Genomic DNA, 21,736 nt, shown 5'->3' on the forward strand with positions numbered 1-21,736 from the left:
CAAAAGCACACCCTAGATAGGCTAAGCCCGTCTAAATTTACCGTATTCCAAAAAATGTACCACTTGGTTGGCAACAGCAGAGCTGGTTAGCATGCCTGTATGAGTGACAGGTAAAATCAGGCTGTCGGTGGCAGATGGTAGTTCGGTCTCATGGACAAATACCGTGCCGTCATGGGCATGTCGGGTGCGGTAGTGGCGATTGTGATAATTTAAAAACAGCAGACCCAAGCCTTGGGACTTATCCCCTGCAATCACACCAAATTCCACGTCATTAGGTACACTCGGGCAAGTGCCGTCCAACGCTCCGATATAGGACTGTCCGACTAAGGGTGACAGCGTGCGTTTGACATAAGTGGCACAAACACTGCCTTGATGGGGCGTGCCAAGGGAGATACAGCGATGAACTTGCCATGCGGGATAGTCGTGTAAAAACTGCCGAATCACCAATCCGCTCAGACTGTGAGCCACGAGATTGATGGGTTTGTCGGGACTATGATGAGTGAGCAGGTAGTCATTTAGGCGTTTGGCGTGTGCCGAGACGTCTTGGCGTAGACTCTGATAGGTGGGTATATGCACGACAAAACCCGCTCGCCGAATGTATCTAGCAAGCGGATAAACAATCAAACTGGTTTGGTGCAAACCATGCAAGACGAGCGTGGTAGGTTTATTTGCCACGATAAGTAATGCGACCTTTGGATAAATCGTAAGGGGTCATCTCAACCTTGACTTTATCGCCTGTCAGAATGCGGATATAGTGTTTACGCATCTTGCCTGAGATGTGAGCGATGATTTCGTGTCCGTTGTCAAGGCGGACTTTAAATAGGGTGTTTGGTAGCGTGTCAATGACTTCGCCTTCAAACTCGATGATGTCGTCTTTTTTTGCCATAAGTCAGATAAGTTAAAAATGAAAGCAGTATTATAGTGGAAATTACATAAAATAGCAATGGATTACTCTAATAAACCAAGCCATAGTGGGGTCAAAGGCTGTTTTGGCAGTAGTTGTTGAAATTTATCAGGGTAATAAGCGTTGATAAAATACAGCCCGTCCGCATCTGACGTGGGTGGTAGTAGTGAGCGGTCTTTGGCATCGATGAGTGCAGGCAAAGCGTCAATGTGGAGCCTGCCTGTGCCAATGGCAAACAGCATGCCCATGATATTACGCACCATGTGGTGCAAAAAGCCGTCTGCTTGAATGTCTAACACAAGATACGCCCCATGTTTAAATAGGCGGATGTGATGAATGTCTCGGACGGGCTTGTTAGATTGGCACATGGATGAGCGAAAACTGCTAAAATCATGCGTGCCAAGCAGAAGTTGGCTTGCCTGCACCATAATATCGACATCAAGGGGTTCATAAAAATGAGTGACTTGATGGCGTAAGATGGCAGGGCGATAAGGTTGGTTTAGGGTGATGTAACGATAACGGCGAGCGATGGCACCAAAGCGTGCGTGAAAGTCATCAGGCATGGGTGTAACCCACGTTAAGGCGATGTCGTCGGGCAGTAGGGTGTTCACGCCACGAAGCCACTGGTGGGGCGTGCGATGAGCGGTGGTGGCAAAATGAGCTACCATATTACCTGCATGCACCCCTGCATCAGTGCGACCTGCGGCGATGACTTCCACAGGTTCGTTGGCGACTTTGGAGATGGCGTATTCAAGGCGGGCTTGAATACTGTCCACTTCTTGCTGACGTTGCCAGCCTTTATAATGCGTGCCAATGAACTCAATGCCAATGGCGTGGATTGTCATGCTCATCACCAATCACCAGTTATCAGAACATAAAGCGTTATTTATCGCCAGCCATAAAAGTCGCCCGTAGATGGCAGGAATGCTCAATTTCCCCCCTGACCACACATGATGAGCATATTGCCAAGACCCTGCGGCATAAGTGGTGCTCACCCCATGAAAAGGACACATGGTGGTGCATACCACAGGGATGTTTTGCTCATGTAGTCGGTCAAGCTCGGCGATAATGGCATCACTTTTGGGTAAGTTGCCTGCCCCATAGGCGATAAGGATGACAGCGGTGGTGTTGTCATTGATGTTGGCTAGCTCTTGGGCGATGTGGTTTGTGTCATTAGGCAGTAAAAAAATGCTTTTGATGTTGGCGGTATTGGCGTGATGTTTGATGATGTCAAAAGACTCGGGATGGATTGTGGGTAATGTCAGGCTTGGATGACTAACGTGTGTGCCATAAAAGGCATTGGGATTGAGACTGTCTATTTTTTGAGTGTTGTCCGCCCAAAAGGTTTGGTGGCAAAACTGCACAAACACACCTTGACGGGTTTGGCCGACATTGATGGCATCTGATAGATTATGCCAAGCATCGCTGGTATCATCTATGTGATAAGTAGGATTATCTGCCACAAGTAGTGGATTCATGCTTCCTGTAATTACCAAGGATAAGTCGCGGTTGGTAAAGGCGTGAAATAAAAAACTTGCCAAAAAACTTAGGGTGTCCGTACCTGTAATCAGTACAAATCGTCTGGCACCTTGCTGATGGGCGGTACTGATGAGTTCATAAAAATGGGCGAAGTCAGTCGGGGTTAAGGTGCTACTGTCTTTGATGCAGTCATTATCCAAAATGACTTGCCTGCTGCCTAATCGGCTGTTTAATAAATCTTGTAAAACAGGTAAAAACTCATGGGCGGGTAAGGGCGATAAAGGCGTGCCATGACTGCCAAAAGTACCGCCAGCATAAATGAGATGGATGTCGTCTGATTGATAGAGCATGATAAGCTAAGTGTAAAATGATTGGGCGAATCATAACATGGTTTTTACAAAAAAGCAAAAAGGCACATCGTAAGACATGCCTTATATGTTGGTAGCTACGACATTATACTAATTGGGTTAATAACTCACGTGCGTTTTGTTGCTGAGTGGCATTACCTGTTTGTATTACTTCATCAAGCAGACGTTTGGCACTGTCGTACTCGCCAAGGTCAAGATATTGTTTGGCAAGATTTAAAGTGATGCCGGTATTGTCCAGTTCATCAACAAAACCAAGCTCTGATGGAATGCCTGCTGTTTGCGTTGGTACGGCTGTGACGGGTGTAACAGAAGTAACTGGCTCAGAAACAGAAGCAGGAGTTGGCTCTGGCGTGATTGTGGCAGGTGTTTCGGTAAAATCAAAACCGTCAATATCAAGACTGTCATTTGGTATGTCAGTGACAGGCGTGGTGTCAAACGCCAAATCGGTAGTGTCAAATGCCAAGCCATCATCTTGTACAGATTCGCTCACTGCTGGCGTGGACTCTACCCCCAAATCCAAATCGCCAAACCCTAAATCATCATCGGCACTGCTAGTGGGGGTAACAGTTGGTGTAACCACAGGTGCTGATGTAGTCTCATTAAACCCTAAGTCAAAATCAGCAAATTCATCACTGGGGTCAATGGTTGGTATCGGAGCTGGCTTAGTAGCAGGTTCAGCAGTAAGCTTGGTATCAAAATCACCAAAATCCAAATTGGCAGTTGGCGTGGTATCTACCACAGGAGCAGATGGGGTTTCGGTGCTAAATGTCAAATCAAAGTCGCCAAACTCACTTAGTTCGGTTTCTGGCTTGATTTCTGCTTGTGGTGTACTAACAGGCTTTTGTGTGGCGATTGATACATCAGTATCAAAGTCAAAACCATCAAGAGCTAAGTCATCACTTGGTGCTGTATCAGGTGTAGCAGGAGTTGGGATGGGTTCGGGAGTGGCTTCAAAATTAAAGTCTAGGTCACCGCCCAAATCATTGCCCAGACCTCCTAAGGTATCTTCGATGGCAAGTTCATTAACTTTATTTGATGAAATCGTACCAAAATCTAAATCTAAGTTGGGTTGTTCGCTGACAGCAGGGGTAGGCTCTGGCGTTTCAAATTCAAAATCAAAACCATCTAGTGCATCATTGGCTTGATTGTCTACCGCTGTTGGAGCGGGGGCAGGGTCAAGACCAAATTGCACATCTAAATCACTCTCTAAGCTGCCATCTAGGCTCATCAAATCATCTGATGTGGTGTCAAAGTCAAGCGTAGGCTCATTGCTAAGTGCAGGTGCTACCACCTCTTTTGCTGGTTCGTCAAAGGAGAAATCATCAAAATCTAATGTCGGCTCAGCAGTAGGCTGTGGTGGCTGAACAGGAGTGTCAAAGTCTAAATCAAAGTCACTACCACTCAGCGTAGGCTCAGCGGTAGGTGCTGGTGCATCTAAGGTTTCTAAGTCAAAATCAAGTGAGGTGTCAGTGTTGGTGGTAACACTTGGTGTGGGCTTGGATGCTGGTGTTTCAAAGTCAAAATCTAAGCCATTATCAAAGGCATCAGATGTCTGATTTTGCGTAGCAACTGCCACAGCAGCAACAGGAGCGACCACGGCGGCTGTTTGAGCAGGAGTGGGCTGTGGTGTGGGTGCTTGTCCTGCGCCACTGTTTATCTCATCTTCTAATAGCGATTTGCAAAAATCAGCTTCACGAATGGTCTCGCCATCGGCAATCTCATGGATTTTTTGGTGTAGCTGGTTAAAGGCAGCAAACTGTTTGGTGACGCCATAAGTTTGTAGCAGTTTTAGCATCGCATCGTTATGACGGGGATTGGTCATTAGTACCCGTTTTAACTCGGCAATCGCTTCATTGTAGTTCTGATTGCGGATATGAGCCTCAGCGATGGCAAGATCATTACCAGTTGCTGTCGGTGTGGGTGCTACTGGGGTTTGCTGAGTAGGGATGTGAGCCTGTGGACTGGCAGGCAGTTCTGTTTTTTGAGCTTGTAGTTTTTTTAATACAAAAAACGCCACAATACCAATTACAACAACAGCACCAATGGCGATAATAATGGTTTCCATGATAACTCCGATTTATTAAGCCTGATAGATGGGCTTAATGGGCATTGCCCTTTGTTAATTATTTTTTCTCTTTGAGGCTTTTTAAGCGGCTTTCAAGTTCAGCAAGTTTTTGATTTTGTAGTTGAACTTTTCTAGCAGCTGATGAGAGTTCTTCGTTTAGACTGTTAACACGTTTGGCATTACTGGCAGTTTGCTGACGTGTATTTTTCAAAGTACCTACTAAATTACCGCCACCTGTCGCTGTGTTGGATGAATGTTTGTTGTTGGTGCCTGTAGCACTACCTTGTTGCGTGGGTGTTACCAAGGTCATCTGAGCCTTTGGCAGGGCTTTTTGAGCAGGCTTGGCGGCCACTTGACTGCCACGTCTTGGTGCCTCTTTTCTGGTTTGTCTTACTGTGTTACTTCTACTTGTTGGTTGTCTTGCAGTAACAGCTCGCTCTTTGCTGGCACGTCTGGCTTCAATAGCTTCGGCAATCGCTTTTTGTGATGGTATGACCTGATAGTTGGGTAAGTTTAAGTTAGCATTTGTTTTGAGCTGGTTGATGTTGCCTTTATTGAAAGCATCGGGGTTGGTTTCATGAATCGCGGCCATTACTTCATTGACATTCATGTTATTTGCCTGTGCAATAACATTAGCAATGTTCCATAAACTATCGCCTTGTTGCACGACATAAATGGCTTGACTTGACTGTGACTCGGTAGGTGTTGTCACCTGATCTTGCTTTGGTTGCGACACCTGCTCTGGTGTGGTGTCTTGGGCAATGAATGGCTCGTCAAAGGTTGGGCTGGTAGGTGTGGGTGGTACTTGCCCAGCAGGATATACACGACGGACGATTTCTTCGGTCAGGATGTCAACCTGTCTGTTAGTGCCTTCAGGGGTAATTTGAGATAATACCGTTTCTTCTTTAGAGATGATATTACCTTCGCTGGTACCAACAGCGGTAGGAACAGGTTCAAGCACAGGTATGTCTTGGGTAATGACCTGCGTTGCTGGCTCGTCTAATGACATGGTGTCATCAGGTGTTTTGGTGGTGGGGCTAGTCTCGGGTAAGTTGGGTCGAGTCTCAGCGGTAACCACTTGTGTTACTTTGTCTTCGGGTAGGATGAAAGCATTGGCGGCGGGCAAGGGCATAAGTAGCGTCTGCGGCTCAATGATTTGCTCGCCGTTGTTATTTAGGTTTAATACCACATCGGCAAAGGGCGTGCTAATGGGTTGATTAGAAGTTAGGGTAATTTGACCTGCATTGTTTGACGTGGGTGTAAAATTTACTGAAATCTGAGCATCAGGACTGAGCCCCATTTGGCGGTATATGTCGTTACTGGCGACAGATGCGTGGAAGTTGGCAGCGTCAATATTAGTAACATTTATCGTGGCAGATAAAGGCTCGTGTTGTGCCGATGTGATGTTGGCTTGACCTAGATTCATGGCGGAAGCATTTAGGCTTACCATACCAAACAACGAAGCAAGCACTGCTTGATAAATAAAAGTAGTGCGGTGAGTTTTATGCCAAGACATAGTTATCCTTTCAAAAGGTTGTCAATAATGAATAAAAATAGACTGTTCAATAAACAGTTTTACGGTGTATTTATAACAAAATATGGCAAAAAATGCTAGCTTATTTTGATAATTTGCAAATATATGGTATTAAAACGTGGGCAAGTGGTAAGATTTTTGCAAAAGTTTACAATACTTGCAAAGATTAAAACCACTTGACCGCCAACAAGGTGATTTGGTTTGGTCAAGTAGGCTCGTGTATTAAATTCTACCTTGAATGATGGCAAGCATACGGCGAAGTGGTTCGGCAGCTCCCCACAATAGCTGGTCGCCCACAGTAAAGGCGGTCAGATACTCGCCCCCCATGTTCATCTTACGCAGACGACCGACCGCCACACCCAATGTACCTGTTACCGCCACAGGGGTAAGGCGTGTCATGCTGTCAGGTTTGTTGTTGGGGACGACATCAAGCCACGGATTTTTGCTATCGATTAGGGCTTTTTCGATTTCGTGCAAAGGAATGTCTTTTTTGAGTTTGATGGTCAAGGCTTGGCTGTGGCAACGCATTGCCCCAATACGCACACAAATACCATCAATGCTGATGATGTCTTCTTCTTTGCCTAGGATTTTGTTGGTTTCGGCTTGACCTTTCCATTCTTCACGGGATTGACCGTTGTCAAGTTGGCTGTCAATATAGGGAATTAGACTGCCTGCAAGCACCGCCCCAAAATGCTGTTTGGGGAAATCGTCTGCACGCTGAGTGGTGGCGATGGTGCGGTCAATCTCCAAAATGGCAGAGGCAGGGTCGGCAAGTTTGTCCGCCACGCTATCACGCAGTACGCCCATGCCTAAGATAAGCTCACGCATGTTGTTTGCTCCTGCTCCTGAGGCGGCTTGATAGGTCATCGCTGACACCCACTCCACCCAATCACGGCGGAACAGTTCGCCAATTGCCATAAGCATAAGCGATACAGTACAGTTGCCCCCAATAAAGTCTTTTTTGCCGTCTTTTAGGGCAACATCAATGACATCACGATTGACAGGGTCTAGGATAATGACGGCATCGTCTTCCATGCGAAGTGAGCTTGCTGCATCAATCCAATAGCCTGTCCAGCCTGATTTTCTAAGGGCGGGATGCGTGGACTTGGTGTAATCGCCCCCTTGACAGGTAATGATGGCATCACATTTGGCAAGCTCATTGATGTCGCTTGCATCTTTTAAGGTGCCAGTGCTCTCAATTTTGTCATCAAAATCAGGAGCATTGCCACCTGCGTTACTGGTCGAAAAAAACACAGGATTGATGTGGTCAAAGTCGCCTTCTTCAAGCATACGGTTCATGAGTACCGAACCCACCATGCCACGCCAGCCCACCAAGCCAACAGTTAATTTATCTGTCATAATTAACACCTTAGATTTATTAAAAAGTTGTAACCCATAACTATGCCTTTTTTGGACAAAAAAAGCAAGTGTTTTTGTCAAATTTCATAAATTTTCTAGTAAACACCAGTAAAACTGATAAAAACTGATAATTTTTCACACAAATGTCGGCAATCGCTTACAAAATTTTAAGTATTTTACCAATGGTCAGCGACGGGAAGGATTTTTATAATACGCAAAAATTACAAAAATTAAATGGTAAAACCAAGATAAAACTAGGATGACAGGAGCTAAATCGCCGTTAGGAATGGCAGGGAAAACTTATTGCAATCTTACCCATACCCAGTTTAGTGATAAGCTGGGTTTATTTTCATATTGTTGGGAGTTTGCTTGTCTTTGGGTGTGGGCAAGTAAGATAAGATTTAATCTTTTTTTATGAAAAATACATTAGAGTTCTTGCGAAATTCAAAAACAATGGTCTTTAAAGCCTTATTTTATTGAGCTTGAAATTTTTAAAAACCCAATAAAATCGTAATTTCTCAAGTGGTCTATTAGATTTCTCTTTAGAAAAATTAAGGCCAAGTCCTTATAAATACCGCACGTTTTTTTCAAGGAAAAAACGCAAGTTGTGAGTTTTCTATGAAGTAAGTTTTTTGACGAACAAAAGCAAACCGACCACTTAATTTAAAAAATTAAGTTAAAAATCCTAAAAATCTAACCAATTATGCTCATCCAAGGGCTGTGGGGGTCAATATTTGGCTAAAACCCTTTTTAACACCATAGGCTTTATGTTATAATTCACAAACCCTATTCATTCTACCACATTTTTGCTGATGTGGTTTATTTGTCAGTTGCTATCGCCCATTTTATCATCGCCCATCCATTAGCTCATGAACCTACCCCATTTTTTTGAAAAAATCCTAAATGATTTGTACCAAAGCGTGTATGTGTCGCTTGGCGGTTCGCTCGAAGATGAGACCCTAAACTGGACAGAGCGGGGCATGGCTGTTGCCAGTATTAGCATTAAGATATTGATTTTATTGGTGATTATTGGCTTTTTTTATTGGCTGTTGGTCTATTTATTAAAGCATTGTCGCCGTCCACTACACCTATCACAGCGTCATGTTTGGATTGCTCGGGCGGTGCTACGCTATACATGGTTTGTGGCGAGCCTGCTGGCGGTGATGACGCAGATTGGCACACAGGCGGAGATCATCAAGGCAACGGCAAAAGCGGCGACTTGGGCGGGGTTTTATTATGTGCTGTGGGCGACCAGTGGGCAAATGGTTGCCAGAGTGTTACGTTACTATGAACTCAATGCGTCCATTGAACAACTGCTCAAAAACTTGATTTTGGTGCTGATTATCGTTTTTGCTTTGGCAAGCGTACTCGCCCAGTTTGGTTTTGATATTGTATCCTTAGTGGCAGGTCTGGGTATTGTGGGTTTGGCAGTGGGTTTTGCCGCCCAAAGCACGCTTGCCAACTTCATCGCTGGCATTACCATTTTGATAGAGCAGTCGTTTCAAGTGGGCGACTGGATTCGGCTTGGCGACAAAGAAGGACGAGTGGTTAAAATCTCCCTGCGAGCCACGCAAATCCTTGACCGTGATAACATCATTATCATCATTCCCAATTCGACCATGTCATCATCAGAAGTGATTAACCTAACGTCCAAAAAGATGATAAGATTTGATGTTAAAGCAAGAATTGGTTTGTATAATGATGTCGCCCACGCCAAAGAAATCATCATCAAAACATTAAGCAAAGATGAAGTGATTTTAAAACACCCAGCCCCTATGGCGACCGTCAGTGAAGTGGGCGAATATGCCATTTATTTTATTGTGCGTTTTTGGGTTGCTCCATTATCGGTTGCCCGTATCCCGATCATCAAAGAAAACATCAATGAGCGTATTAAACGAGCCTTAGACGAAGCAGGATTTGAAACCCCTTATCCTTATCAAGAGATATTATTTAACCGCTCAGATGATAAAGAAAAACGCTTGGCAATGATTCATCAAGCATTGGATAAAAATATCAATGACAAAGAAGAAGATGTAGAGAGTGCCATAAAAAAGCAGTAGCAATTAATTAAATAAACTGGTGTTATTTATACAATTATCTGTAATTTAAATTGATAATAACAAGCAATCATCTTGACAATGACATTAACATCATTTTGCCCCGCCTATTTACCCTGCCAATACCGCCCCAAAAACAACAATTGCCACTACCATACCCGTCCCAAATTATGCTATAATACTTAGTTTACCCAAATCTCTTACCAAAATTCTTATCAAATAAGCCCACACCATGCCAAAACTACCCTTCGCCGATTTTACCCCCACCGCCTTTGACGTTGTCATCACCTGTGCGGACGGTCTTGAAAATGCCTTATTGATAGAGCTTGACTTATTTGGGCTGGTCGGGCAGATTGTGCGGACGGGGCGTGTGCGTGTGGGCGTGTCGCTTGCCGACTTTTACAAAATTTGCCTATATAGCCGTGTGGCAAGCCGTGTGTTACTGCCCATTGGCGAGTATTATTTTCGCCAAAAAACCCAAACTGTGAGCCAAGTGCGTGAAAGTGGCGGTAAAAAAACCACCCGCACGGTTGAGACCAAAGTCATTGACGAAGACGTTCCTACCGCCTTGTATGAATTCGCCAGTCGCTATGATTGGACGAGCATATTTGGCGTGGACAACACCTTTGCCGTACGCCTATCCACCGACAAACGCCTGTCGGTAAACCAACAATTTGCCACCTTGCGTATCAAAGACGCCATCGCCGACTGCTTTAACAAAAAATTAGGCGAGCGACCAAACGTGGACAAATCCCCCGATTTTCACATTTACGCCCACGCCACAGTTGAGCTTGCCGAGCTGTATTTGGACTTGTCAGGCACAAGCCTGCACCGCCGTGGCTATCGTGTGGCGAACACGGACGCTCCTTTAAAGGAGAATTTGGCAAGTGCGTTGCTTTATGAATGCAACTGGCACAAGGGCGATCATACCGCCATTATTGACCCCATGTGTGGCTCTGGCACGCTCATCACTGAAGCCTTGCTCATGAAAACCGCCTACCCTGTGGGCATTGACAAAAAAGCAAGCGATTTTGGCTTTTATCATTGGCAATACCACGATGATGAGCTGTGGCAAACCCTTGCTGGTAAAGCCTTGGATGACTTTCATGCCAACCTTGCAAGTCTAGAACAATCCCTTATCAAAGGCGACTTTACCGCCCTTGCCCTAGACGCTGACGCTCATGCCGTGCGTGCCTGCCACAAAAACCTGATAGCGTCCGCCCTTGCCCCCATTGCCGAGTACGTCCGCCTAGAACAGCGACCGCTTGCCACCGCCAAAGCCGTTCTGAGCGAGCTTACCACCGCCTATCCGCTTGTCATCACCAATCCCCCCTATGGCGAACGACTGGGCGAGAGCGATTTTATCAAGCCCTTGTATCACGGCTTGGGGCTTATCGTGGCGGACGGTTTGCGTCATGTGGGGCGTGCAGACATGGCGGTGCTGGCAAGCCACATTGAACACGCTGACACCCTGCCGATTGCCGAGCCAAACACCCTAAAGTGCCATAACGGAGCATTGACCGTGTATTTTCGTCATGGGGCGGTAGAATTTGCCAAAACCGACCGTTTGGCTCATCAATTGATTGTTGATTTTAATAAAAAAGAAATTGATAATCCTGATAGCCAAGAATTTATCAACCGCTTACAAAAAAATATCATCAATCTAAAAAAACACGCCCAAAAAAACAATATCAGCAATATGCGAATTTATGATGCTGATTTGCCCAATTATAATGTGGCGATTGATATTTATGGCGATAAAATTCATGTTCAAGAATACGCCCCGCCAAAACAAATTCCCACCGATGTCGCCAAAGCCCGTTTTAATTTGGTATTATCCGCCATTCGGGATATTTTTAATGTTCACCGTGAAAGCATTTTTATAAAAACCCGTATGCGACAATCGGGCAATGACCAATATACCAAAAACACCAAAGACGATACTCAAAGACATAAAAAAATGTATGTCGCTCATGAACATGGGGCGTATTTGTATGTGAATTTTACCGATTATTTGGATACGGGGTTGTTTATTGACCACCGCAATATTCGTGAAATGATAAAAAATGCCAGTCGTGGCAAAAATGTCTTAAATCTATTCGCCTATACTTGCACTGCCAGCGTGCATTCGGCAATGGGCGGAGCCAAATCAGTAACGAGCGTGGATTTATCCGCCAATTATTTAAATTGGGGCAAGCAAAACTTTGCCCTAAATGGGCTTGATTTGACTGCCACAACCTTAGACGATACGCCAAAATATCAATTCATCGCCACTGATGTGTTTGATTGGCTAAAAAATAATACCGAACAATTTGACGTGATATTTATTGACCCACCCACCTTTTCTAATTCTAAAAAGTTTAAGGGAACGTTTGATGTACAGCGAGACCATGTCGCCCTGATAAGCCGTGCCATGAACCGCCTTGCCCCAAATGGCGTGCTGTATTTTAGCAATAACTTTACCAAATTTGTGCTGGACGATGAAGTCAAGGCTCGTTATGACGTAACACCAATCACAGATAAAACCATTGGCGTAGATTTTAATCTAAAAAAACCCATCCATCAAAGTTTTAAAATCACGCACAAAAATCAAATGATGAAAGTGTATGAATTTGAAAGTGTGTTTGATACAATTAATGATGATTGGCAAGATGAAATAACCGCTTATAATAAAAAAGGCGAGATAAAACGTTCAAAAGACAGAGTATTTAAAAAGTCTTTTGATAAATCGTTTGACAAATCGTTTGATAAAAAACCCAAAGATAAATCAGACAATCCACGATTTAAAAAAGACGGTTTTAGAGATAATGGCAAAAAGTCATTTGATAAAGATAAATCTTTTAATAAAAAATTTGATAAGTCTGATAAGCCATTTGATAAAATACAAACAGGCAAAGACAGATTTTATGGTAATGAACCTGTTAAATCAGATAAGCCAAAAGTACGCTATGAAAAGATTGACGGAAAATTGGTTGCCATGCCCATTGATAACACCCAAACCAATGAATCCAACAAACCCAAAAAATATACGGTAAAACCAAAATCGTGAGTTAATTTTATATGGGTTTTTCTTTCGCCCTGAGCTATGCTTGCGGGTAAGGAAAACCGCTATGGGCAGGCATAGCTCACCACGAACGGTTTTTTTAAATACGATATTTAAACCACAACCCAAAAACTTAAACGCAAAATCAAAAAATTTGAGAAATAGCCATGACCGATAACCAAAATTTAACCGATGAAATCATAAACGATGCAGAAAGCCATTCTGAAATCATTCACGCCTTATCTACCGACAGCGAGCGAGAGACGGACACGGACGGCGATGATGAGCATGACTTTGATGACGGCATCAAATCCGCCCGCTTCAAAAAACTACAAAAGAAACTGCGTAAAGAAGTGTCGTGGGCGATTCGTGATTTTAACATGATTGAAGACGGCGATGTTGTCATGGTATGTATCTCAGGCGGTAAGGACAGCTTTACGTTGCTTGATATTTTGCTGTTTTTAAAACGCATTGCTCCGATTAACTTTGATGTCGTGGCGGTCAATCTTGACCAAAAACAGCCCAATTTCCCCGAACACGTCCTGCCCGAATACCTATCCAAACAAGGCATTCCGCACTATATCCTAGAAAAGGACACATATAGTATCGTCAAATCAGTCGTGCCAGAGGGCAAAACTTACTGCTCGGCTTGCTCACGCCTAAGACGTGGCTCGCTGTATGGCTTTGCCAAGCAGATTGGGGCGACTAAGATTGCTCTGGGTCATCATCGTGATGACATTTTGGCGACTTTCTTTTTGAATTTGTTTCATGGTGGAAGCCTAAAAGCCATGCCCCCTAAGCTGTTATCCGACGACAAGCAAAACGTACTTATCCGTCCGCTTGCCTATGTTGCTGAAAAGGACATTATTAAATACGCCAATTATAAGCAGTTTCCCATTATCCCGTGTGGGCTGTGTGGCTCACAAGAAAACCTACAACGGGCGATGATAAATGACATGCTTCGGGAGTGGGACAACGCCCACCCAAAACGCCTAGCGAGTATGTTTAAAGCCTTGCAAAATGTTGCCCCAAGCCAGCTTGCCGACCGTGAACTGTTTGATTTTGAAAGTCTCAAAACCGAGCGAACAGACGATGAGCGGTTGTTTGAGGGGGACAATATCCAAGTGGGCGTAAGCGAAAAACTTGCCGATATTGGTTTGCCGACCGCCCCGCAAGTGCAGACCTTTAACCCAAAATTTAGCAACAAAATCCCAACGATAAATCCTGTTATTGATTGATAACAAGCCAAGCTAGGATAGATGTCATGATAATAAAAGCAATTTTTATCCTATTACTGCTGATATGTGTGGGCGTTCAAGGTGTGTTTATCTATTTTCTTGGCGGTTACGACCCACACGAGTTAAATAAATTGCAAAATGTGGGAGAGTTTTGGTGTTGAGATTGTGCCTTATACGGCTTTTATGCTGGCAATCACCCAAGCAAAAGCCATTTGGCTAATCCCAAAGCTTAATTTAATCATTGGCGTTATGGCAATCATTAAAAAAGAATGGCATATTGGGCTATTGGTGCTTGTGCTGCTTTTTTAATCGCCTTAGCCTTTGTTTGGGCGATATATTCGCCAGCGATGATGACTTCCATAAGTGGGTGATATTTTATTTCACTTTTTAATATCAAGAGTGGTAGAGTGCATACGCACAAATATACCATCAAATTTAAATCAATTTTAACAAAACCAAAAGGTAGTTTTATGACCATACCAAATCTAAACATCATGATTAGTAGCGAAGAAATCGCCCAAAAAGTGAGCGAGCTTGGCAAGCAAATCACCGCCCATTATGCCAACAGCGATAAAGAGTTGATTTTAATCGGACTGCTTCGTGGTTCGGTGATTTTTATGGCGGATTTGTGCCGAGCGATTGATAAACCGCATGAGTTTGATTTTATGACCGCATCTAGCTACGCCAAAGGCACGGTATCTAGTGGCGATGTCAAGATTTTAAAAGATTTGGACGGCGACATTCGTGGTAAAGACGTGTTGATTGTTGAAGATATTATTGACTCTGGGCGTACGTTGTCCAAAGTCGTGGAGATTTTAAAAACCCGTGAGCCAAACTCCATTGAGCTTTGTACACTGGTCAGTAAACCGTCTCGCCGTGAGATAGACATGGACGTAAAATTCTTAGGTTTTGAAGTCGAAGACCGTTTTATCGTGGGTTATGGTTTGGATTATGAACAAAAATACCGCCATTTACCATTTATCGGCGAGATTGGGTTGTAATGATAACTCATTGATTTATATAAACTATTTTAAAATTATAAATAAAAATCGGGTATCATGCCCGATTTTTTGATGATAGAATGATTATGATAGAGTTAGCCCAGCCGATTAATACGGCAAGTTTGATTTATGTGCTTGATTTTATTGGGGTTATTGCCTGTGCAGTGGCAGGTACCATGCTTGCCATTAGTAAGGGTTTTGATTTGTTTGGCTGTATTTTGGCATCGATGGTTAATGCCATTGGCGGTGGGACGATTCGTGATGTCATGCTTGATAGGCACCCACTGTTTTGGACGATAGATTTGAATTATGTGTTCGCCATTACGATAACATCAATCCTATGTCAGATGTTTTTTCGTCCGACGGCACGCATGAATGGCGTGTTAAAGCTGTTTGACGCCATTGGGCTGTCAGCATTTAGCGTGATTGGACTGACGGTGGCGTTATCAATGGGGGCGACACCACTCATCGCTGTGATGATGGCGGTGATGACGAGTATCGCAGGCGGTATCATGCGAGACATGATTTGTCAAGAGTTGCCGATGGTACTGCAAAAGGAGATTTATATTACCGCCAGTATCTTGGGGTCGCTGACCTATCTGGGGCTGGGGCGACTGGGTGTGGTGGCGTGGCTGTGCGAGCTTGCCATGCTGATGGTGGTGTTTGGCGTGCGAATGCTGGCGGTGCGATATGATTGGCATTTGCCAAACATTCGCATGGTGTAAGATACAACAAATTAACCCCAATTTGCACCAATGTTAAATCTTGAAAAATGCCTTTGTAGAGGCGTGCTTTCCACGCCCTTTGGTGGTGTATTTTGAGGTTTGTGATTATACAAGCAAAAAATAAACCCCAAGATAGGGGTTTATTGCTGGTTGGGATATGCCCTAATTTTAGTGTCTAAAATGTCTCATGCCTGTGAACACCATGGCAATGCCATGCTCATCGGCGGCTTTGATGACTTCTTCATCACGCATAGAGCCACCGGGCTGGATAATGCACTTAATGCCAGCGTTGGCGGCGTTGTCAATGCCGTCTCTAAATGGGAAAAAGGCGTCCGATGCCATAACCGCCCCTTCAACAGGCAATCCTGCGTGTTCGGCTTTGATGACGGCAATGCGAGCAGAGTTCACACGGCTCATCTGCCCTGCACCGATACCGATGGTTTGGCGGTTTTTGGCATAGACGATGGCGTTGGATTTGACGTATTTGGCAACTTTCCATGCAAAAATCAAATCATCAAGCTCTTGCTTGGTGGGCTGTGCCTTGGTAACGACTTTTAGGTCGGATTTGTCAATCATACCCAAATCCTGCTCTTGAACAAGCAGACCGCCATTCACACGTTTATAATCAAGCTGTGGCGCGCGTTCGTTGATGTTTGGCAATTCGCCACAAGTCATTACACGCACGTTTTTCTTGGCTGATGTAATGTCAAGTACACCGTCTGCCACGCTTGGGGCGATGATGACTTCGACAAATTGACGGTCGATGATGGTTTTGGCGGTATCCACGTCTAGCTCACGGTTAAAAGCGATAATCCCACCAAAGGCAGATTCAGGGTCGGTGGCGTAGGCTAAGTTATAAGCGTCCAAAATACCGTCAAGCGATACCGCCACACCGCAAGGGTTGGCGTGTTTGACAATCACGCAGGCAGGCTTGGCAAAGGATTTGACACATTCTAATGCCGCATCGGTGTCGGCGATGTTATTGTAGGATAACTCTTTGCCTTGCAACTGCTTGGCGGTGGCAATAGATGCTTCTGTTGTCCCACTTTCTACATAAAAACTGGCAGTTTGGTGGGGGTTTTCGCCATAGCGGAGTTCTTGGGCTTTGTTAAGCTGAATGTTAAAGGTGCGTGGAAATTGGGTTTTGGCGGTGGCATCATCGCTTAATGTCTCGCCTTTGTCCAGTAGTCTTGCCCCTAAAAAGCTCGCTATCATGCCGTCATAACTGGCAGTATGTTCAAAGGCTTTAACCGCCAAATCAAAGCGAGTGCTGTCTGATAATTTGCCGTCTGCCTTTAGTTCGTTGATGACGGTGGCGTAGTCGGCAGGGCTTGTGATGATACCCACATATTTGTGGTTTTTGGCAGATGAGCGTACCATGGCAGGGCCGCCAATGTCAATATTTTCAATGGCATCACTCATGGTAACACTATCTTTGGCAACTGTTTGGGCAAAGGGGTATAGGTTCACCGCCACGATATCAATGGCATCGATGCCATGCTCTGCCATGATGTCGGCATCTATCTCACGGCGACCTAAGATACCGCCATGAATCTTGGGGTGTAAGGTCTTAACTCGTCCGTCCATCATCTCAGCAAAGCCAGTGTGGGCGGAGACTTCTGTGGCATTGACACCGTTTTCGGTCAAAAGTTTAAAGGTACCGCCAGTGGATAGGATACCAAAGCCTAAGGCAGATAATTCTTGGGCGAATTCTACAATGCCTGCCTTGTCAGAGACGGAGAGTAGGGCGAATTTTTTCATAAAAATACCTTTTTGGGTTACAAGGGTGGATAAAACAGGATTAAAAGTGGGATTAAAACAAAACGAAAACCCGCCAAAAAATGACGGGTGCAAAAAATTAGAAATTATAATAAGCCATGCGTTTTTAGCTTAGTGCGGAGCGTGCCACGATTTAGCCCAAGCATTTGAGCGGCTTTGGATTGGTTGTTGCGTGTGTGCTTCATGACCGCCACCAACAGAGGTTTTTCAAATTCATGCAAAAAAATCTCATACATGCTTGTAGTATTCTCACCATTTAGGTGCATCAAGTAACTTTCCACTGCTTTTTTGACTTCGTCATGTAGGGGGGTAGTTTCCTGAATGGGAGGCGTGGGGGTCATCATAAAAGCTCCTGTGTCTCACTTAACCTTGTTCTTACGAGTGGTAGGCTGGGGCGTGCCTGCCCTTTATAACACTATTTACAATTTGCAAATTTTTAGAAATAAAAGTATATTTTTGCATGAAAAATGGCTAAATCTGGTTTTTCATCGTCAAAAATTTGCCTGATAGAATGGCTATCAGTCTGCATTTTTTCCTTGAAAAACGTGCGATTTTTCTCATTTTTCATTGCAAATACAAAAGGCAGGCACGCCCTGGTCAATACCTATCAATCACCTGTTGGTAGAAGGCGTATTTCCTAGAATTATTGTAAAACAATTGCCGTAATTTGGCAAGTCGTGAGATGTCTGTAATGTTAAGCTGTATTATCCTGTTGTTAATTTGTGTTAATGAATAATTACAAAGTGGTAATTTATCCGTCAAAATGATGGGATGAATCTTTACCTAACAGAGCAAGTTAGCTTGGTGCTAGGTGACTTAGGGTTGTTGATAAAATGGCGTAACTGTTACCGAGCTTGCTTTGGGGGCAGGGTTCACTGAAAGCATGATCCGCTTGTGCTGATTGGTAAGTAAGGTGGTCTGAGATTCGCCAAGGTAGTCTTTGGTGTCCGCCACAAAGTCCCCCACGACCACACCACTACTGTCTTTAAACTGCACCAGTAAGTAAGGAAACAGTTGTTCAGAATTGGTTTTGTTGGTGATGTTAATGATGACATCTTTTTGATTTTCTAGGGATGATGCGATTTCCAAGCCATTTAAATCTGCCGATGGAATATTGCAGGGAATAACTCCGCAGATGGTATGAGCAAGGCTGGCAGTCTCAGGGTTTTTGGCAAGTTTATCTATATTAAATAGAGCGTATTGTGCCACCAATAGCCCAACGAGCAATAAACACCCAATGAGCCACAAAAACTGTGACCCTAAGGATTTTTTGGTAGCAAGTTGTTGAGTGGTGGGCTTGTTTGATTGGATTTCTTTGATGTTGGTTGGTTTTTTGGGTTTGGGTGTGGCGACAGGGATGATGGCATCCAAATCGACGTTGTTTATGGCAGAGCTGGTATTAGTGGTTTGGGTGATGTTGACAGGCTTGGTGTCTTTGAGTAAATCATCAGCCCAAGATTCTTCCCCTTCGTTATCCGCCATCTCATCCTTGGTGCTTTTGGCGACTGTCGGAGCAAAGCTGATGTTGTCTTTTAAAAAGCTGTCCAACTCATCATCAGAAAAGCTTACGCCCGCGACAGCTTTGGTTTTGTTCTCTTCAATGCCATCCATCTCGTCATGAATCATGCCTTCGGTGGGTGCGGGTTTGACACGCTTGGTACGTTTGGGGGTGGTTGGGGCAGAGCGTGCCACTGTTTGGACTGTCTGAGCTTGGGGTTGTGGGGTGGGATTTGTCTGTCTTTGAGCTTGGGCGGCAGGCGAGCTACCGACCAGATTGGCATTTAGAAAAAACACTTGTTGGCACTTACCGCATTTGGCACGAGCATTGGGGTCACCAAGTTTGGCGGCCGGCATGGGATAAGTCGTTTGGCAATGGGGGCACTTAGTTTGATTACTCATGTTTTTGTCAAATCCAGTAAAATAATAGGCAAAGATAGGAAATTGGCAAGTAACAACTTGCAAAAATCGTACAAACTATTTTTCTTTATGCTACTAAATTGTTACGCATTTGACAATTTTAATCCGCTCAGCTGTGCTTAATAGCGGATAAACGATACCAATGATGGTCTTCGCTGTTGTTATAATGATAAGGTGTATCAAGGTCAAAATAGGGCTGGTATGCCATCATAACATCATCGACTTGGTTCTCAATAAGCCCTGCCAAGACGATATTGCCTTTATCCTTTAATAAGGTGGCAAACAAGGGGGCAAAGTGAATGAGTGGCTTGGCTAGGATGTTGGCGGTGATGGTGTCCGCTTTTATATCATGCGTTTGTTGATAAGCCTTAAATTCATCGGGCAAAAATACCAACATCTTATCTTCGACGCCATTTAGTTTGGCGTTTTGGCGGGTAGCAAGCACCGCTTGGGGGTCAATATCCACCGCCAATACTTGCTTAGCCCCAAGCAGTAACGCTCCTACGCCCAAAATCCCCGAGCCACAGCCATAGTCAATGACGACTTTATCGGTCAAATCCTGCGTGGTCAGCCAGTCAAGGCACAGCCGAGTGGTGGCGTGATAGCCCGTACCAAAGGCAAGACCGGGGTCTAGGATGAGGTTGGTAGCGTCTGGGTCGGGAGCGTCTAGCCATTCGGGGACTATCCACAGGTTGCCAGCACATTGGATGGGCTTGTAATGGGTCATCCACTCACGTGTCCAGTCCTTATCATCTAGCACCGACAACCACACACGGCTTGCCCCGACTTCGGCGGCGATGTCATAGGCAAGGCTCTCAAAGTTGGTGCCATCAAATCGCCCATCGGTGTTGGTGTCAAAAATGGCGGTCAGCACCACCTCGCCCCATAATGGCTCTTCGCCGGGCATGGGCTCAAACAGCGGTTCATCGCCTGCGTCTTCTAGTAGAATGGAGACCGCTTCGGCTTCATAGAACAGTGCTTCGGCAAGTTCAACTTGCTCTTTGGTCAGTTGTAGGTGAATTTGTTGCCATGCCATGAGAGTTTCCTGTTTGTTGGTGTGCCAAATTAATTGGCGAATACTGGGTGGGGTAAATGTTGGGTTTGATGGTTATTTGCCGTCATCATCGGTTAAGATTGCCAAATCGTCTTTGCAAAGGTTGTCAATATTGGACTTGCAAAAATCAGGGTCAAGACGACAGATGGCATTTTGCAATGCTTCAATGTGCTTATCTTGGGCTTGGATGTGAGCGAGTAGTTTGGCGATACTCGTTGCCACAGGGTCGGCACTGTTTGGGCTTAGCCCATAGGCGTTGAAACTGGCGTCATTGGTAGATTCTAGGCGGATACCCTTATCGGGGGTGCTAGGCTTGGGTGTGTCGCTTTTGATGTCATCGCTTGTTTCGGTGTTTTTGATGTTTTTGTCAATCATGCGAGCTGCCGAACCAACCATGGTCGCCCCTGCAGGGACGGGCTTGACAACCACGGCATTTGAGCCGATTTTGGCGTTGTCGCCCACGCTAAAACCGCCCAAGATTTTCGCCCCTGCTCCGACCACGACATTATCGCCAAGCGTGGGGTGGCGTTTTGTGCCTTTCTCCCATGACACCCCACCAAGCGTGACACCATGATATAAAGTCACGTCATCACCAATCTCTGCTGTCTCACCGATGACGACCCCCATGCCATGGTCAATGAACAGACGTTTGCCAATCTTGGCAGCAGGATGAATCTCAATACCTGTCGCCATGCGTGTCAAGTGCGACAAACCCCTTGCCAAAAATTTGTGGTCAGTCTGCCATAGGGTGTGAGATGCACGGTGCAAGGTGCGAGCATGAATGCCCGGATAAGTCAGGGCAATCTCAATCTTGGTGCGAGCGGCAGGGTCACGTTCTAGCACCGCACTCAAATCATCATCGATGGCACAGGCTAGGTTTTTGAGTTTGGAATTTATTAGCTTGGAAAAGATACTCATGGAATATAACGCATTTTAAAATGGCTTATTCTACCATCAAAAGCTCGCTGAGTATAGGGCTTGTTTGATTTTTGAGTGTTTAAGTTGGGAAATTTTTAAGGGAAATTTTATTTAACATAATCCAAATTGTTGATACTCAATTTATTGATAATGGGTTTTAAAAAGGGCGTGGGGTAGGGATTATGTGTTAGAAACAGTCGCGTTATTTACAGTATTAAGGTAAAATACTGCAAATGAACATACACAAAAACACAAGACTGCTTCCCCACCATAGGGAAGCCATTTGGACTGCTTA

18 protein-coding genes are annotated in these 21,736 nt (G+C 44.7%); 5 read left to right on the top strand and 13 right to left on the bottom strand.

Features of this window, described 5'->3' with window-relative positions; genetic code table 11:
• Positions 1-21: 21 nt before the first annotated feature.
• The 7 genes from K941_RS0105360 to asd form a co-directional block, all read right to left on the bottom strand.
• Complete coding sequence (locus K941_RS0105360) at positions 22-675, bottom strand: esterase/lipase family protein (protein ID WP_029102800.1); 654 nt, start codon at positions 673-675, stop codon at positions 22-24.
• A complete protein-coding gene (infA, locus tag K941_RS0105365; protein ID WP_029102801.1) occupies positions 665-886 on the bottom strand; it encodes a translation initiation factor IF-1 in 222 nt (73 codons plus the stop codon). Before infA ends, K941_RS0105360 begins: the two co-directional genes overlap by 11 nt.
• Before the next feature lie 62 nt (positions 887-948).
• On the bottom strand, positions 949-1,755 hold the full coding sequence (gene truA / locus K941_RS0105370; protein ID WP_407662284.1) for a tRNA pseudouridine(38-40) synthase TruA: 807 nt from the start codon (positions 1,753-1,755) through the stop codon (positions 949-951).
• A gap of 6 nt (positions 1,756-1,761) precedes the next feature.
• Positions 1,762-2,733, bottom strand: a complete 972-nt coding sequence (locus tag K941_RS0105375; RefSeq protein ID WP_036387566.1) for an asparaginase domain-containing protein — start codon at positions 2,731-2,733, stop codon at positions 1,762-1,764.
• A 103-nt stretch (positions 2,734-2,836) separates the two neighbouring features.
• Positions 2,837-4,816 carry a FimV/HubP family polar landmark protein gene (locus K941_RS0105380; RefSeq protein ID WP_029102804.1) on the bottom strand — a complete coding sequence of 660 codons (1,980 nt, stop codon included), beginning with the start codon at positions 4,814-4,816 and terminating at the stop codon, positions 2,837-2,839.
• 58 nt (positions 4,817-4,874) lie between these two features.
• Complete coding sequence (locus K941_RS0105385) at positions 4,875-6,332, bottom strand: type IV pilus assembly protein FimV (protein WP_029102805.1); 1,458 nt, start codon at positions 6,330-6,332, stop codon at positions 4,875-4,877.
• Between the two features lie 240 nt (positions 6,333-6,572).
• On the bottom strand, positions 6,573-7,709 hold the full coding sequence (gene asd / locus K941_RS0105395; RefSeq protein WP_029102806.1) for an aspartate-semialdehyde dehydrogenase: 1,137 nt from the start codon (positions 7,707-7,709) through the stop codon (positions 6,573-6,575).
• An 869-nt stretch (positions 7,710-8,578) separates the two neighbouring features.
• Here asd and K941_RS0105400 point away from each other — a divergent pair.
• From K941_RS0105400 to ttcA, 3 genes are all read left to right on the top strand, one after another.
• Positions 8,579-9,769, top strand: coding sequence for a mechanosensitive ion channel family protein (locus K941_RS0105400; RefSeq protein ID WP_029102807.1), 1,191 nt, complete (start codon positions 8,579-8,581; stop codon positions 9,767-9,769).
• A gap of 229 nt (positions 9,770-9,998) precedes the next feature.
• Positions 9,999-12,815 carry a bifunctional 23S rRNA (guanine(2069)-N(7))-methyltransferase RlmK/23S rRNA (guanine(2445)-N(2))-methyltransferase RlmL gene (gene rlmKL / locus K941_RS14835; RefSeq protein ID WP_115341086.1) on the top strand — a complete coding sequence of 939 codons (2,817 nt, stop codon included), beginning with the start codon at positions 9,999-10,001 and terminating at the stop codon, positions 12,813-12,815.
• A gap of 161 nt (positions 12,816-12,976) precedes the next feature.
• The gene (gene ttcA / locus K941_RS14840) at positions 12,977-14,047 is read left to right on the top strand and encodes a tRNA 2-thiocytidine(32) synthetase TtcA (RefSeq protein ID WP_051225900.1); all 1,071 of its coding nucleotides are present in this window, start codon (positions 12,977-12,979) and stop codon (positions 14,045-14,047) included.
• A gap of 259 nt (positions 14,048-14,306) precedes the next feature.
• Here the strand turns inward: ttcA and K941_RS17340 are convergent, their stop codons facing one another.
• On the bottom strand, positions 14,307-14,525 hold the full coding sequence (locus tag K941_RS17340; RefSeq protein WP_147287561.1) for a hypothetical protein: 219 nt from the start codon (positions 14,523-14,525) through the stop codon (positions 14,307-14,309).
• On the opposite strand from K941_RS17340, the gene hpt reads away from it, so the two are divergent.
• Together hpt and K941_RS0105425 are read left to right on the top strand one after the other, a co-directional pair.
• A complete protein-coding gene (gene hpt / locus K941_RS0105420; protein WP_029102808.1) occupies positions 14,518-15,048 on the top strand; it encodes a hypoxanthine phosphoribosyltransferase in 531 nt (176 codons plus the stop codon). The genes K941_RS17340 and hpt overlap by 8 nt on opposite strands.
• Before the next feature lie 89 nt (positions 15,049-15,137).
• A complete protein-coding gene (locus K941_RS0105425; RefSeq protein WP_029102809.1) occupies positions 15,138-15,773 on the top strand; it encodes a trimeric intracellular cation channel family protein in 636 nt (211 codons plus the stop codon).
• Between the two features lie 168 nt (positions 15,774-15,941).
• Here the strand turns inward: K941_RS0105425 and purH are convergent, their stop codons facing one another.
• The 5 genes from purH to cysE all read right to left on the bottom strand — a co-directional run bounded on the left by purH (position 15,942) and on the right by cysE (position 21,441).
• A complete protein-coding gene (purH, locus tag K941_RS0105430; RefSeq protein ID WP_036387569.1) occupies positions 15,942-17,534 on the bottom strand; it encodes a bifunctional phosphoribosylaminoimidazolecarboxamide formyltransferase/IMP cyclohydrolase in 1,593 nt (530 codons plus the stop codon).
• Positions 17,535-17,638: 104 nt separating this feature from the next.
• A complete protein-coding gene (gene fis, locus K941_RS0105435) occupies positions 17,639-17,896 on the bottom strand; it encodes a DNA-binding transcriptional regulator Fis (RefSeq protein WP_036387573.1) in 258 nt (85 codons plus the stop codon).
• A gap of 472 nt (positions 17,897-18,368) precedes the next feature.
• A complete protein-coding gene (locus tag K941_RS0105445) occupies positions 18,369-19,451 on the bottom strand; it encodes a DUF3426 domain-containing protein (RefSeq protein ID WP_084137682.1) in 1,083 nt (360 codons plus the stop codon).
• Between the two features lie 127 nt (positions 19,452-19,578).
• Complete coding sequence (gene prmA / locus K941_RS0105450) at positions 19,579-20,505, bottom strand: 50S ribosomal protein L11 methyltransferase (RefSeq protein WP_029102814.1); 927 nt, start codon at positions 20,503-20,505, stop codon at positions 19,579-19,581.
• A gap of 72 nt (positions 20,506-20,577) precedes the next feature.
• Positions 20,578-21,441, bottom strand: a complete 864-nt coding sequence (gene cysE / locus K941_RS0105455) for a serine O-acetyltransferase (protein ID WP_051225902.1) — start codon at positions 21,439-21,441, stop codon at positions 20,578-20,580.
• Positions 21,442-21,736 lie beyond the last annotated feature (295 nt).

It is taken from the genome of Moraxella caprae DSM 19149, assembly GCF_000426885.1.
In the GTDB taxonomy this organism is placed as follows: Bacteria; Pseudomonadota; Gammaproteobacteria; order Pseudomonadales; family Moraxellaceae; genus Moraxella; species Moraxella caprae.

Bases quoted from the DNA above. Each gene is read 5' to 3' on its own strand.
- infA (WP_029102801.1), bottom strand. From the start codon at position 886: ATGGCAAAAAAAGACGACATCATCGAGTTTGAAGGCGAAGTCATTGAC.
- truA (WP_407662284.1), bottom strand. From the start codon at position 1,755: ATGAGCATGACAATCCACGCCATTGGCATTGAGTTCATTGGCACGCAT.
- K941_RS0105375 (WP_036387566.1), bottom strand. From the start codon at position 2,733: ATGCTCTATCAATCAGACGACATCCATCTCATTTATGCTGGCGGTACT.
- K941_RS0105380 (WP_029102804.1), bottom strand. From the start codon at position 4,816: ATGGAAACCATTATTATCGCCATTGGTGCTGTTGTTGTAATTGGTATT.
- K941_RS0105385 (WP_029102805.1), bottom strand. From the start codon at position 6,332: ATGTCTTGGCATAAAACTCACCGCACTACTTTTATTTATCAAGCAGTG.
- asd (WP_029102806.1), bottom strand. From the start codon at position 7,709: ATGACAGATAAATTAACTGTTGGCTTGGTGGGCTGGCGTGGCATGGTG.
- K941_RS0105400 (WP_029102807.1), top strand. From the start codon at position 8,579: ATGAACCTACCCCATTTTTTTGAAAAAATCCTAAATGATTTGTACCAA.
- rlmKL (WP_115341086.1), top strand. From the start codon at position 9,999: ATGCCAAAACTACCCTTCGCCGATTTTACCCCCACCGCCTTTGACGTT.
- ttcA (WP_051225900.1), top strand. From the start codon at position 12,977: ATGACCGATAACCAAAATTTAACCGATGAAATCATAAACGATGCAGAA.
- hpt (WP_029102808.1), top strand. From the start codon at position 14,518: ATGACCATACCAAATCTAAACATCATGATTAGTAGCGAAGAAATCGCC.
- K941_RS17340 (WP_147287561.1), bottom strand. From the start codon at position 14,525: ATGGTCATAAAACTACCTTTTGGTTTTGTTAAAATTGATTTAAATTTG.
- purH (WP_036387569.1), bottom strand. From the start codon at position 17,534: ATGAAAAAATTCGCCCTACTCTCCGTCTCTGACAAGGCAGGCATTGTA.
- fis (WP_036387573.1), bottom strand. From the start codon at position 17,896: ATGATGACCCCCACGCCTCCCATTCAGGAAACTACCCCCCTACATGAC.
- K941_RS0105445 (WP_084137682.1), bottom strand. From the start codon at position 19,451: ATGAGTAATCAAACTAAGTGCCCCCATTGCCAAACGACTTATCCCATG.
- prmA (WP_029102814.1), bottom strand. From the start codon at position 20,505: ATGGCATGGCAACAAATTCACCTACAACTGACCAAAGAGCAAGTTGAA.
- cysE (WP_051225902.1), bottom strand. From the start codon at position 21,441: ATGAGTATCTTTTCCAAGCTAATAAATTCCAAACTCAAAAACCTAGCC.